Consider the following 13,658-nt stretch of genomic DNA (forward strand, 5'->3'; position numbering starts at 1 on the left):
TAACAAAAAATAGGAGATACTGTGGGTTACAGTTCCTCCTACTATGCTTTTCATTTAATATTAATCTATGTTATATGAGATTATACTCTTGAATTTTTAGTGAGTCCACTTGTTAAAGATTTATATTTTTTTACGAATAAGGGTACTTTACTTGAAGAGCGGCTACATTGCAACGCCAAAGTACTTATTATTGCTGAGCAGCCAATAAACATAATTCCTGTTTGAGGCGCTATCATGGTGAAATCCACCATACCATGACCTAATATTAACACTTCAATTCCTGCTAACATGGCAGTTAATCTGGAGTTTCTTTGATAAAGAAGCCTTAGGTCTTTAAATAGATTAAACTTCATGTATAAATAAATAATAAGACCTACTGAACCCAGGGTAGCAGTAAATGTAATCCATATATTGTGCGCATGATACAATGTATCATAATAATATTCTCCCAAATACTCTGTATGAGGATTTAAAAAAGCCATTAATCCCCAACCAGCTACTGGTTTATCTTCTATCATTTTCATTGCTCCAAGCCATATTCCTAAACGACTATTAACAGAATCATCAACTTCATGATTGTCTTCAACATTATTAACAGTGTTTTCACTATCTACTGGACTTATTACTTGCTTGCCAACTGTATCATTAAAATCTAATAGGTTAGTTGGGATAATTATTAAGGTTGCAGTAAATAAGCAAATTAAACCAATGGTAAGCACATCTTTTTTATTCTTCTTCAAAAGTAAAAACATACTTAATCCACATACAACTCCAATATAAGCACCTCTCGAACCTGTCAAGAATAACACAATAACAAATAGAACAGTCACTGCTGAATAAAAATTTTTTTCACTCTTTTTGCTTTTATCTGTAAAGTATAAAGATACTATAATCATTATTGCAAACCAGTTTCCTGCCACATTAGGATTTCCAAAGGTACTATTTATCCTATCTCCAAATATTGGCTGTCCTATTAACTCTGAAACTCTTTTCCATAATTCAAAGCCAGTAGTTAAGTACATTATTTTCTCTATTATACCTAACACTGCTGAAAAAATAGAAACTTGGAGTAGAGACTTACATACAGTTTCTACTTTACTTTCACTAGTACAATAATTTTGTATAAAAACACTAAGACAAAAGTATATTAAGAAAGCAAAGGACGCTAAAATAGACATGGTACTTCTATTTAAAATACCTACTATCATTGACCATACAAACAGGGAAAATAACCCCATATTCCAATAGTTTTTATGTAAATTTACTTTTTTCCATAGCACTGCATAGGTTGTATAAATTAAAGGTAAAACTGTGGTCCAAGGGGAAATAACTACTAGTGATATAAAAGTAACTATAATAAACCCCCTCCTTTTCATTATTCACATCTTTATTATAATAAATAATTATTAACAAAACTTCAACAAAAACTTTTGCTATTAACACATTGTTTATAGATTATATTTAAATCTATGCTTTTTGCTCATATAATTAACATAAACGCAAAAATGAGCTTGACTATAATTACATTAGCATAGTCAAACTCATTTCATATGCTTATTTGGCGGGAATATGTGAGAATCGAACTCACCCGTCGTGGTCTTAGCACGGCAACACAGTTTTGAAGACTGGCAGGCACACCAGCACCTATCTACTCCCATATGTTTTAAGCACAATATGTATTCTAATACATAATAGATAAAAAATCAAGTATTATTTTTTTGAATAATAGATTTTTTATACAAAAATGGTTTTTTTTGACCTGAATTATTTCTGCTAACATACTTTTTTCCTAATATTTAGAATTACAATTAATAATATTAAAAAATTAGGAATCATTGAAACCATATTCTGAACATTGTATAAACACTTTTAATTTCTAATATGCTATAATACATAGCCATAGTTTAGAGAGGATAAAAACTATCTCTTATCCCTCTCTAAATTATCTACCATTATAGTTTAAAATAACACTCGATCATTTTCTATGCGTTTTGTAAATTTAATACTATCTAGGTGTTCTAAAATGGCTACTGCATATTTTCTATTTGTATCTAGAAGTTCTCTAGCTGAACCTGCAGCTATACTTTTATTTTCAATTATATAATTTTTAATTAATTCCTTTGCCTTTTCATAATCTTCCTTAAGCAAAGTACACTCTTCATTAAGCCTTACTAGCATGTTTTGGTCAAGAAGAGCTTCATATACCATTTTAAAACCAACTTTATCCTTTTGTTTAGCTGCCATATCTATATATTTAGGAGGATTAAAGCTACTCTCCTTAAATTCCTTAATTATGTCTTCCTTCATCTTTTCTTGCTCTTTAGTAAATTTTATTTTAAAGTCGTAAGCAGCTACAAATTTTTCGCTAAGATTTATTTTCTTTCTTTCTACTAGAATATTTAAAACTTCATCGTATATCTTTTGTTTTATATTTTTCCCAAATATTTTTGTTTTAATCTCTTCTTTAGACATACCAAACTTTAAAGGATTTTTTTTATGGAATTCCTCTAATAAAGCTTCAAGCTCAGAAGTTTTATCTTTTAAATATTGATTATGTATATATAAAGCATTATCTAAAGCCTGAAGCTTAACAATTTTTCTCTCTTCAACAAGGCTTTGAAGATTTTCTTCAATATTCTCCATATTTTTGCCTAGGGTTTTTAAAATTAGATCTTTATTGGGATATTCACCACTTAAGTTTTTTACAGTATTCTCCAGGATACTTTCACTTTTTCCGCTTTCCTTTATTTTTAATTCCTCTAGATATGCAGCATCAAACCTTTTAGCTTTTTTTGCTACTGGCTCAATTATGCTTCCTCCTGCAATAGTAAACATTGGAGAATAGCTTCTTATTACATATCTATCATTTCTTTGAGCAGTAATTGGTTTCTCTAATCTTAGCTGGATATAAGCATTCTCACCTGGCTTAACTTCTTCCTTATCTAATATAACCACTCTGCATAGAATTTCTTCTGTTCCATGATAAAGTCTTACTCTTTGCCTATTTTCAAGAGGCTTTTCCATAGTTTTTAAATAGTATAAGTTACAGTCAATGGTGTATGAAGGATCCATTGTATTTTCTCTAGCTAATATATCTCCTCTTTGGACCTCAGAAAGCTTTACATTAGCTAAATTTATTGCACATCTTTGACCTGCTTCTCCAAATTCTGAAGCCACACCATGAATTCTAATCCCTCTAACCTTGGTAACTACCTTTGATGGATATATTTCTATACTATCTCCTACATTTACCCTTCCGCTTATAATAGTGCCCGTTACCACTGTACCAAATCCACTTATGCTAAAGGCTCTATCTACAGGAAGCCTAAAATGTCCCTCCGTATCCTTAGGCTCAGTTTCTTCAGTGATTTTATCTATATCTCTTACAAGTTCTTCAAAACCTGCTTTAGTTTTTGAAGATACAGCATGTATAGGAGCATTTTGAAGAAAAGTTCCTTTAAACTCCTCCTTAATATCTTCCTTTATCATCTCTATCCAATCACTGTCTACTAAATCAGCTTTAGTTAAAACCACTATGCCTTTTTTTATATTTAATAATTGCAATATCTCAAAATGTTCTCTCGTTTGAGGCATAATTCCTTCGTCTGCTGCTATAACTAATAAAACTACATCTATACTGCTAATACCTGCAAGCATATTTTTTACAAACTTTTCATGGCCTGGAACATCTATAATTCCAGCTCTTCTCCCTGAAGGCAAATCAAAATATGTAAATCCCAGATTAATAGATATACCCCTGTTCTGTTCTTCTTTTAAGGTGTCTGTTTCCCTACCTGTTAAAGTCTTAATTAAAGTAGTTTTTCCATGGTCAATATGCCCTGCAGTACCTATAATTATATGCTTCATATAGTATTTACACCCTTTCAATTAAAGTTTACAAGCCATGGTAATTCCCATGGCTATTAATAGAACACCGAACTTCCCCCTTAAACATAAGTATCCTTCGGCTTTCTCAAAATTTCTGTTATTTTATATTGGAAAAACACTGTACAATAGTGTCAAAGTCCTTATCAAATAAAGTTCTTCCATCTAAAATCAACTCATTGTTCGAAATTCTACAAATTATAGAAGTTTCTCCAGTTCTTAATATCCTCTCCAACTCTTGAGGTGAAAACTTATCACTGGTAACTTTTATAACAAAGGTTGGAATCTTCTCCGTGGGCATAGAGCCTCCCCCTACCATAGAATAATCACTATCAATGGTAAAGTTAAACCAGTCTATATCTCTTTGTAGCTTCTTTTTCAGCTTTATACACTTCTTCTTAACCTCTTCCTTTGAACACAATATCATATTTAAAGAAGGTATATTTCTTATAGCCTCTGTTTCATCAAGATAATACTTAAGAGTCCCCTCTAAAGCTGCTAAAGTCATTTTATCTATTCTTAATGCCCTTGTAAGTTGATTTTTCTTCATTAAATCTATGTATTGTTTTTTTCCTACTATAATCCCAGCTTGAGGCCCGCCAAGCATCTTATCTCCGCTAAAAGTTACTACGTCCACACCTTTTCTTATACTTTCTTGAACAGTGGGCTCATAGGTAAAACCATACTTAGAAAAATCTATTAATACTCCGCTTCCAATGTCCTCAACTACTGGTATATTTTTCTCATTTCCTAAGGTAACTAATTCTTCTAGGGATACCTCTTCAGTAAAACCATAAATCTTAAAATTAGAAGTGTGGATTTTTAATAATACTCCAGTGTCTTCAGTTATGTTATTTGCATAATCATAAAGGTGAGTTCTATTGGTAGTTCCAATTTCCACAAGTTTTGCTCCACTAAATTTCATAACCTCTGGGACTCTAAAGGAACCTCCAATTTCTACAAGCTGACCTCTAGAAACAATGGCTTCTTTTCCTTTTGAAAGAGTGTCTAAAACAAGCATTATAGCCGCAGCATTGTTATTCACTACCATTGCAGCTTCAGCTCCTGTAACTTTTTTAATTAGTTCTTCAATATGAGAATATCTAGAACCTCTTTTCCCAGTTTCTATATCATACTCTAGGTTATTATAACTTCCTGCTACAGTTATAACATTTTCTATGGCCTTTTCTCCAAGAAGAGAACGACCTAAGTTTGTGTGAATTACAGTGCCTGTAGCATTTATAACCTTTCTTAAATTAGATTGATTTTTCTTACTTACTAGGTTTAGTGCATGTGATAAAACTTCCTCTTTATCTAAGATTTCTATTCTATCTTTTAGAATCTCTTGTCTAAAAAAATTAATAGTATCTCTTAATGCTTCCACAACTAAAGTTCTTGGATTATTATCTATAGCTTCTTGAACTTCTTTTTCTTTTAACAGTTCATCTATTTTAGGTAGTTTTCTTAATAACTCGCTATTCATACCTATTCTCCTATTACTCAACAATAATGTGTTTTTCTTCTTTTGGAATTACCTCTCCAATAATTTCACATGGTATTTCTAACTTTGACAGTTTTTCCATAAGTTCTTTTCCTTCAGAAGCAGAAATAGAAACTAATAGTCCTCCTGAAGTTTGAGGATCAAAAAGCACATCCTCTAACCATGTTTCTACATTTTTTAACTGGTATTTATCTTTAAGATATTTTTTGTTATTGTAACATCCTGCTGGGATTAATCCCATTTGTGCATACTCTTTTACTCCATTGATTAATGGAAGCTTATCCTTATATAACTTAAAGGTCACCTCTGAAGCTGATGCCATTTCATACCCATGACCCATAATTCCAAAACCAGTAATATCAGTACAAGCAGTAATATTGTAATCTACAATTATTTCTCCTGCATACTTATTTAAAGTGCTCATCACTTTTACTGCTTCGTTATAAACTTCTTTTGAGGCCATCTCTGCCTTTATTGCCGTGGTAATAATTCCAGTTCCAATAGGCTTTGTTAATATTAGTACATCCCCTACTCTAGAACCATAATTTTTTAATACCTTACTTGGATGAACCATTCCCATTACAGATAAGCCATACTTTGGTTCATCATCTTCTACAGTATGACCACCGATTACCACTGCTCCAGCCTCTATTACCTTATCTGCTCCCCCTTTAAGTATTTCTCCTAACACCTCTATATTAAGACAATTAGGGAAACAAACTATGTTAAGTGCTACAGTAGGCTTTCCACCCATAGCATATACATCACTTAGAGAGTTCGCTGCAGCAATAGCACCATAGGTATATGGGTCATCTACTACAGGAGTAAAAAAGTCTAAAGTCTGAATTACTGCAATATCCTCTGTTAGTTTATATACTGCTGCATCATCAGAGGTTTCTATTCCTACTATTAAGTTCTTATTTTCCATTTTAGGTAATTTATCTAATATTTTTGAAAGGGTCTCCGGCCCTATTTTTGCTGCTCATCCAGATGTTTTTGAAAGTTCAGTTAATCTTTTTTCCATCTAAGACACCTCCATTTATTAAAATCTTCATTATATTCTTTTATAGAAGTTATTTTCTGTAGTTCTGTAATTCTTTAATAATTTTATACTAATACTCATTTTATGTCTACCTTATCTCTCAATTTGTCTACAGTCTTACTTCCAATACCATCAACTTTATCCAAGTCTTCAATAGACTTAAATCCTCCATTCTTTTCTCTATATTCAATAATAGCTTTAGCCTTAACTTCCCCTATTCCATAAAGGGTAGCCAACTGATCTAAAGTAGCTTTATTTATGTTCAGTTTTTCATTTTTATTGCCTTGCACCACTTCTAATGGATTAGTATTTATAGAGTTAGTTGTTTGTATTTCCCCCTTTTTGTAAACTACAATACACTCTTCATCTTTTAACACCTTAGAAAAATGAACACTATTCTCATCAGCCTCCGCCGTAAGTCCTCCTGCTGCTTCAATTAATTCTCTAACCCTTGCTCCTTCTAACAAGCTGTACTCCTTAGGATTTACTACTGCTCCTTTAATGTCTACAATTATATATTTATTTTCTGTATTGTTTTTCTCTGTGTTTTTTTCTAACTTTTCTACTTTATAGTTTTCAGTGCCCTTTTCTTTACTATTACTTTCTCTAAAGATGGACTCCTGCTGATTTTCTGTAAAAATTTGTTTATGTGCTTCTTCATCTTTTTTGTTTATTAGATAGCCACTAATTAAAAATACTAGACTTAAAGCTAGTATACCAACAGCTCCTATTATTTTTTCCTTCAATTTCATAGCTTTTTCCTCCTATTTCTTCTTAATTATTGCCAACTTTTTAAAATTCTATCGAATTAGTGTATATTTTTTGATATAATCTACTTAATATTATTTTTGGGAGGATTCTATGAAAAAGATACTTGTATGCCTTACTATGGCAATTTCTATTTTGACTTCAAACATAAGCACTGCTTTTGCCGCTTCTGAGCCACCTTCTGCTAGTGCAAATGGTGTAGTAGTTATGGATTCAGTAACTGGTGCAGTACTATACGGGAATAATGAAGATACAAAATACCCACCTGCATCTCCAACAAAACTTATGACAGTGCTATTAACTCTTGAGAAATGTAAATTAGATGAAAAAGTAAAAGTTGGTACATACCCACCAACCATAGAAGGATCAAAAATCTACATAGATACTAATGAAGAAATGACCGTTAAGGAAATGCTTTATGCTGTTATCATGGTTTCAGCCAATGACTGTGCTGAAGCACTTGCTGAACATATTGCCGGTAGTGAGGAAGAGTTTGCTAAGCTTATGACTCAAAGAGCTAAAGAGCTAGGTTGTAAAAATTCAAACTTTAAAAATCCTCATGGACTTTATGATGATGAGCATAGAACTACAGCCTATGACTTGGCTACCATAGAAAAGGAGTTATTGAAGCATCCTGAATATTTAGAGATATCAAAAACTAAAACCTATATGCTACCACCAACAAATATATATCCAGAGGCAAGACCTCTATGGAATGATAATAGATTGTTACATGATTATGAGCAATACTACTATGAGTATGCTATCGCTGGTAAGACAGGCTACACTGATGAATCTAGACACTCCTTTGTAGCTTCTGCAACCAAAAATAATAATACCTTTATAATTGCTATGCTTTATGATCCTGTAAAAACTTACTTCACTGATAGCAAAAACCTCTTTGAGTGGGCTTTTAATAACTTTCAAACAGTTAAAATGTTTTCAAAAGGCCAAGAAATTACTAAATATACGTCTTCTAATGGTACTGTAATACCGCTTCTTGCTGCTGAGGATATTTACTATACGAAGGATTTAACCCTTGCTGCAGAGCCTGAATTTAAGTTTGATCAAAGTACACTAAAAGATAAGTTTTTTCTTAAAGGACAACCTATAGCTCAAGGCAGTGTTAATTATAATAATCAATCTTATAAAGTATCCTTAATTAGTGGTGCTGATTATCAGAAAAAGACTTTACCTGTAGTAGGTGACTTGTTAACTACTGATCTTAATACTATAAATTATACCTATTTAACACTTCTAATAATAACAATTGTTGTTTTCTTCTCTTTACTAGTTTTTTCCTTAATCAGAAGTGTTAAGAAGAAAAATTCTATAAACTATGATAAAAATCATTTAAGAAAAAAATATTAATAAAATAAAAGAAGGGGCATCCAAATACTTTTGGAATATCCCTTCTTATTTTTTATTTATGGTTATTTCATTTCTATTGTTATCACTATAGTTGGCAAAAAATATTTACTCAATTTTATTAATCTAGCTCTTTTAAAACTATCTCATCCATCACAATAAGGATAAGATCTACTAAAAAGCTGAACTATAAAACCCTTCTTGTAATGGTTTTATTTCTATGAATTTTTATCTTATAATTTCAATGAGTTTTTTTATATCATTAGGTAGCTCGCTGTCTATAGTTAGAATGTTTTGTGTTCTTGGGTGTGGTATTACTAGCTTATAGGCATGTAATGCCTGTCTTTTTATCATATCTTCGTCTTCTTTTATACCATATAAGGTATCCCCATATATAGGATTACCTATATGACTTAAATGAACTCTGATTTGATGAGTTCTCCCAGTTTCTAAGGTTAATTCAACTAAGGAGTCTTTCCCATATGTATCGATGGTTTTGTAGTGAGTTATACTTCTTTGTCCTTCCTCACATACCACCCTTTTAATAGAATCTTCAGTGGGTCTTCCAATAGGCAAATCTATAGTACCCTGTGGTGGGTTAATACTTCCATGTACAACAGCTAAGTAGGACTTTATAATATTGCCCTCTTCCATAGCTTTTGCTAAATTCATATGAGCAAACTGATTCTTTGCTATCATAATTAATCCTGAAGTATCCATATCTAATCTACTTACTAATCTAACTATACACTTTTCATTATTTTTTTTAAAATGATATAATACCCCATTTGATAAAGTTCCAGTAGCATGACTTTTAGTAGGGTGTACTACCATAAATGGTCTCTTGTTTACTACTAACAAATCATCATCTTCATATGTTACTTCAATCTCTAAATCTTCTGGAATAATATTTTGACTCTCCTCTTTTTCTACCTCAATAGAAAGTTTATCTCCTACATGAACCCTATGATTAAGTTTTACTACAGTTCCATTTACTTTTATTCTTTTTTCCATACCTGCATTTCTTGTAAATCGTCCTGAAAAACTTAAAAATTCAGTCATATAATCTCTAATTTTTAATCCATCACCTTCATTAGCAACTTCATAATTTAAGCATTTGCTCATAAAACACCTCCTATTAATTATAGTAATCTATGTACATATTCCTGTTATCTTATATTGTTATACTTCTTACTTTACTTGCAGATATTTTCAAAGATAATTTTATCTACTATCTAGTGTTTAAACAGTGTTAAGTTGTGAGTTTTAGCTCATAGAATCCATAGCAATTATTTTTTATTGTTTAATATTTTTTTAAAATATATATTGTAATAAAGATACCTCATAAATATATCTAATTCTATTTTGAATTCTCTTTAATATAAGTTGCCTAAAATTATCTTATAATATAGAAATAATGTTACAACTTATATATTATAAAAACCTCCAGGTTTCTGGAGGTTTTTCTTTATTATTCTACTATAGCAATAACTTCTATTTCTACTAAAGCATCCTTAGGTAACTTTCCTGCTTGAACGCAAGATCTTGCTGGAGGATTAACTGAGAAATACTTTGCATAAACTTCATTCATTGGTGCAAAATCATTCATATCCTTTAAAAACACTAAAGTTTTAACTACCTTATCTAAAGATGTACCTGCTTCTTCTAATATAGCTTTTACATTCTCTAAAGCTTGAGTTGTTGCTTTTTGAATATCATCATTAATAAACTCTCCTGTAGCAGAATTTATTGCTAACTGTCCAGAAGTATATAATAAATTTCCTACTTTTATTGCTTGAGAATATGGTCCTAAGGCTGCTGGAGCTTTAGCTGTACTAATTACTTGTTTTTCCATTATTATGCCTCCTAAAATAAAATATTTATTTATAAAAATTATTGTTTTGGCTGTATCAAGTCTCTATCTTGTCCTAATATAACTTCAACTTCATATAAATCGTTATACTTAGTTGAATATTCAATATTGTCTATACCAAATTGTTTTTTGATATATTCACCTACTTGTTTATCTAAACCATAAATTACAATTTTAGATTTTGCCGCAATATTAGAATCTCCTAAATCATATTTATTAAATCCTAACTTATTTATATATTGACCAAAATCTGATGCTAATCCATTTTTCCCACTAGCATTTAAAATTTTAATTCTTATCTTATCTGTGTCTATATTACCTATAGCAGAGTCTTTTTCCTTTAAAACAGCATCAACATCTCCATTTTTAGTTTTATCAAATAAGTAATATGAAACACCATCTATATACTTATCTTCTCCACCAATAATGTGATAACCAATATCTGCTCTATTAGACTTAGCTATACTCATTGCATATTTAATTATCTCATTTGCACCTAAGTCTGTTTCAATATACTTAGGAAAAATTCCTAGTATAGTTGGTATTTTAGGAATAATGGTTGGACTTTGAACCTTGCCTAGAACAGTATCAAAGAACTTTTGCATATTTCTAATTCTGCCCATATCTCCTTCTAAATATCCAGTGTCATCATTGTTTTTTCTCCATCTAATGAAACCTTCTGCTTTTTTACCATCTAATTTTTGTGGTTCACTACTCTTATCTAAGTGAATATGAAGGTTTTGAGTAGGGTCATCGTAATACATGTCTCTTTCTACTACAACTTCTATGCCTCCTAAGGCATCAATAAACTCTCTAAAAGCTATAGTATCAATTTTCACATAGTGGTCAATTTTTACACCTAGTAGCTTTTCTACTTCTTTTGCTGCTAGTGGTATTCCACCATATGCATGAGCAGAGTTAATTTTCTTATCTTGACGAGTTGTTTCAATCTTAGTATCTCTTGGAATGGATACTACATCATACTTTTTTGTTTTAGAATTATAATGTACTACCATCATAGTATCTGTTCTTCTAGGATCATTCTTGTTGTTTTCATCTCCAGAACCTAAATCCACACCTACTACTAAAATATTTGTTGAATCCTTTATTTCCTCTGGTGGTTGGTCCTTAGAAGCATTGCTGTTTCCACCGCTATCCTTTGGAGTGGTAATGTCTACAGCATTATTATTAAAACTATCTAAGTATAAGTATGCTCCTGCTGTAGCCAAAACTATAAGAAAAAACAAAGTCAATACTACTATCAGAAACTTAGACTTCTTTTTTCTTTTTTTGCCATTGTTACTATTTTCATTTTGCTCAGATTCCTTGACATTTCCAGTTGAATTCTTTCCATTATCACTCATAAAATCACCTACTATTTCTTATATAACAGATAGTTTCTAGCTTCAATTGTATCTATATGTAATAAGCTACCTCTTGAAACTGTGTAAGTTATAGTATCATCAAAGGATTTTAATAATACTTTATCTAAATCTATATAGGTTAGCCTTCTTAATTCATTAATTCCTTTGAAATTCCTAGATGGCTCTATATAATCAGATATATATATAATTTTTTCTAGAAGACTCATACCTTTTCTTCCTGTAGTATGGTATCTTATGGAGTTTAAAATATCTTCATCTTCTATACCAAAAACCACTCTACTAATGTGAGCTCCCACTAAGCCGTGCAAAAGTTGTGGTGCGTTAATATAGATTTGCGACAATTCTTCTCCATTTTCCTTTGCTATACTTATTAGTTCATCTCTAGATAAGTTTTTTGCACAATCATGACACAACCCTGCAATTCTAGCTTTTTTTGAATTTTCATTGTAATGAAGCGCTAACTTTTCACTGGTTTCCATAACACCAAGACTATGTACAAATCTAGCTTCATTTAAGTGTTCTTTTATATAGTGTTTTATTTGTTCTTCCTTCCACATATGTTCACAACCTTTATTTGTATATATGGTAGTTATTTATAATCTCTTGTACACCACAAGGAAGAAGATAATCTACTTGCCTATTAAGGGTCATCTTTTTCTTTATAACTGTAGAGGATATATCTAAAATTGGCATCTCTAAATATATAATCTCTTGTTTATATGTTTCCTCAATAAACTTTTTCATTTCTATTATATCTTCATTGGCATATCCTGGCCTAGAAAAAACTGCCAACTTACAATGTTGAAGTATAATATGAACATTTTTCCACTTTTTTAAATCCATCAAACTGTCTACCCCTACCAAAAAGTACCAATCAGTTTCTGGCTCTAAGTAGTGAAATTGCTCCATGGTTTTGTAAGTATAACTAACACTAGAATTATTAATTTCATAGTCACTTAATTCAAATAAGGGTTCCTTCTGAATTGCTGCTTCCACCATTTTATATCTCAGTTTTGCCGCTGTTACCACTCTATCCATCTTATGCGGTGGATTACCGCTAGGCATAAAAATAACCTTATCTAGGTTTAAATTATATAAGGCTTCATATGCTATGTGCAAATGTCCCACATGAATTGGATCGAAAGTGCCTCCAAAGATTGCTTTTTTCATTGTAAAACCCTCTTTACCTTCCATAATACCATATAAATAAAATTCTACCAAACTTTTAGTATAATTTTCAATACCAGTATTATTTTATTATAAAACATTATCGTAAAATATCAATACTTAATTTTAACCTGATAAAAATAAAACTAGTAAAGTGCTTATTACTTTACTAGTGTTTAATTTTATCTATAGAGAACCCAATCCAACACTTTTCATATTTATGACTTTACTTTAGCTATTTTTTCACTTTCAGACAAAGTCAAATGAAACTTCATTTTAAAGAGCTACAAAGGTTATTTATTAATTTTGTGTAAACTTTTATTAACCTTTGCAGTGAAAAAAATAATTTAATAAATTAGTATATGAACTAGTTATCTTGGTAATTCAATTTTAGGGTTCTTTGAAGATTTTCTATATAAAACTAATTTGCTTCCAATAGCCTGTATTCCTTCACAGCCTAATTCTTCACAAATTATATCTGATGCTTCTCTTGCAGTGATTCCACTATTATTTAAAGCTTTTATTTTAATAAGCTCTCTTGCTTCTAAAGCCTGATCTACTTGCTTTAAAAAGTTTTCTTCTATGCCGCCTTTTCCCACTTGAAAAATTGGCTCTATATTATTTGCTAATGATCTTAAGTAACTTCTTTGTTTAGTTGTTATCATACTT

At 30.9% G+C, this 13,658-nt stretch carries 12 protein-coding genes and 1 tRNA gene; 1 reads left to right on the forward strand and 12 read right to left on the reverse strand.

Annotated elements, in window-relative coordinates; all coding sequences use genetic code 11:
* Positions 1-80 precede the first annotated feature (80 nt).
* The 6 genes from J2Z44_RS00120 to J2Z44_RS00145 form a co-directional block, all read right to left on the reverse strand.
* On the reverse strand, positions 81-1,376 hold the full coding sequence (locus J2Z44_RS00120; RefSeq protein ID WP_021283258.1) for an O-antigen ligase family protein: 1,296 nt from the start codon (positions 1,374-1,376) through the stop codon (positions 81-83).
* A gap of 183 nt (positions 1,377-1,559) precedes the next feature.
* Positions 1,560-1,656 (reverse strand) — tRNA-Sec (locus J2Z44_RS00125).
* A 303-nt stretch (positions 1,657-1,959) separates the two neighbouring features.
* Complete coding sequence (gene selB, locus J2Z44_RS00130; RefSeq protein WP_209649258.1) at positions 1,960-3,867, reverse strand: selenocysteine-specific translation elongation factor; 1,908 nt, start codon at positions 3,865-3,867, stop codon at positions 1,960-1,962.
* Positions 3,868-3,985: 118 nt separating this feature from the next.
* Positions 3,986-5,368, reverse strand: a complete 1,383-nt coding sequence (gene selA, locus J2Z44_RS00135) for an L-seryl-tRNA(Sec) selenium transferase (protein ID WP_021283261.1) — start codon at positions 5,366-5,368, stop codon at positions 3,986-3,988.
* A gap of 13 nt (positions 5,369-5,381) precedes the next feature.
* Positions 5,382-6,410 (reverse strand): selenide, water dikinase SelD, encoded by a 1,029-nt coding sequence (gene selD / locus J2Z44_RS00140; RefSeq protein WP_082206917.1) that lies wholly within the window; start codon positions 6,408-6,410, stop codon positions 5,382-5,384.
* A gap of 95 nt (positions 6,411-6,505) precedes the next feature.
* Entirely contained in the window at positions 6,506-7,180 is a 675-nt protein-coding gene (locus tag J2Z44_RS00145) for a ComEA family DNA-binding protein (RefSeq protein ID WP_021283263.1), read from the reverse strand.
* A 109-nt stretch (positions 7,181-7,289) separates the two neighbouring features.
* On the opposite strand from J2Z44_RS00145, the gene J2Z44_RS00150 reads away from it, so the two are divergent.
* Complete coding sequence (locus J2Z44_RS00150) at positions 7,290-8,567, forward strand: D-alanyl-D-alanine carboxypeptidase family protein (RefSeq protein WP_021283264.1); 1,278 nt, start codon at positions 7,290-7,292, stop codon at positions 8,565-8,567.
* A 225-nt stretch (positions 8,568-8,792) separates the two neighbouring features.
* Here J2Z44_RS00150 and J2Z44_RS00155 read toward each other — a convergent pair whose 3' ends face one another.
* From J2Z44_RS00155 to yhbY, 6 genes are all read right to left on the reverse strand, one after another.
* Positions 8,793-9,689, reverse strand: coding sequence for an RluA family pseudouridine synthase (locus tag J2Z44_RS00155; protein ID WP_021283265.1), 897 nt, complete (start codon positions 9,687-9,689; stop codon positions 8,793-8,795).
* Between the two features lie 346 nt (positions 9,690-10,035).
* Positions 10,036-10,419 (reverse strand): RidA family protein, encoded by a 384-nt coding sequence (locus J2Z44_RS00160; protein ID WP_021283266.1) that lies wholly within the window; start codon positions 10,417-10,419, stop codon positions 10,036-10,038.
* Between the two features lie 38 nt (positions 10,420-10,457).
* Positions 10,458-11,801, reverse strand: coding sequence for an LCP family protein (locus J2Z44_RS00165; RefSeq protein ID WP_021283267.1), 1,344 nt, complete (start codon positions 11,799-11,801; stop codon positions 10,458-10,460).
* 11 nt (positions 11,802-11,812) lie between these two features.
* The gene (gene yqeK, locus J2Z44_RS00170; protein ID WP_021283268.1) at positions 11,813-12,379 is read right to left on the reverse strand and encodes a bis(5'-nucleosyl)-tetraphosphatase (symmetrical) YqeK; all 567 of its coding nucleotides are present in this window, start codon (positions 12,377-12,379) and stop codon (positions 11,813-11,815) included.
* Between the two features lie 13 nt (positions 12,380-12,392).
* Complete coding sequence (nadD, locus tag J2Z44_RS00175; RefSeq protein WP_021283269.1) at positions 12,393-12,992, reverse strand: nicotinate-nucleotide adenylyltransferase; 600 nt, start codon at positions 12,990-12,992, stop codon at positions 12,393-12,395.
* Between the two features lie 368 nt (positions 12,993-13,360).
* A complete protein-coding gene (gene yhbY / locus J2Z44_RS00180) occupies positions 13,361-13,654 on the reverse strand; it encodes a ribosome assembly RNA-binding protein YhbY (protein WP_021283270.1) in 294 nt (97 codons plus the stop codon).
* Positions 13,655-13,658: the final 4 nt, after the last annotated feature.

Source organism: Clostridium punense (assembly GCF_017874425.1).
GTDB classification, from domain to species: domain Bacteria; phylum Bacillota; class Clostridia; order Clostridiales; family Clostridiaceae; genus Clostridium_J; species Clostridium_J punense.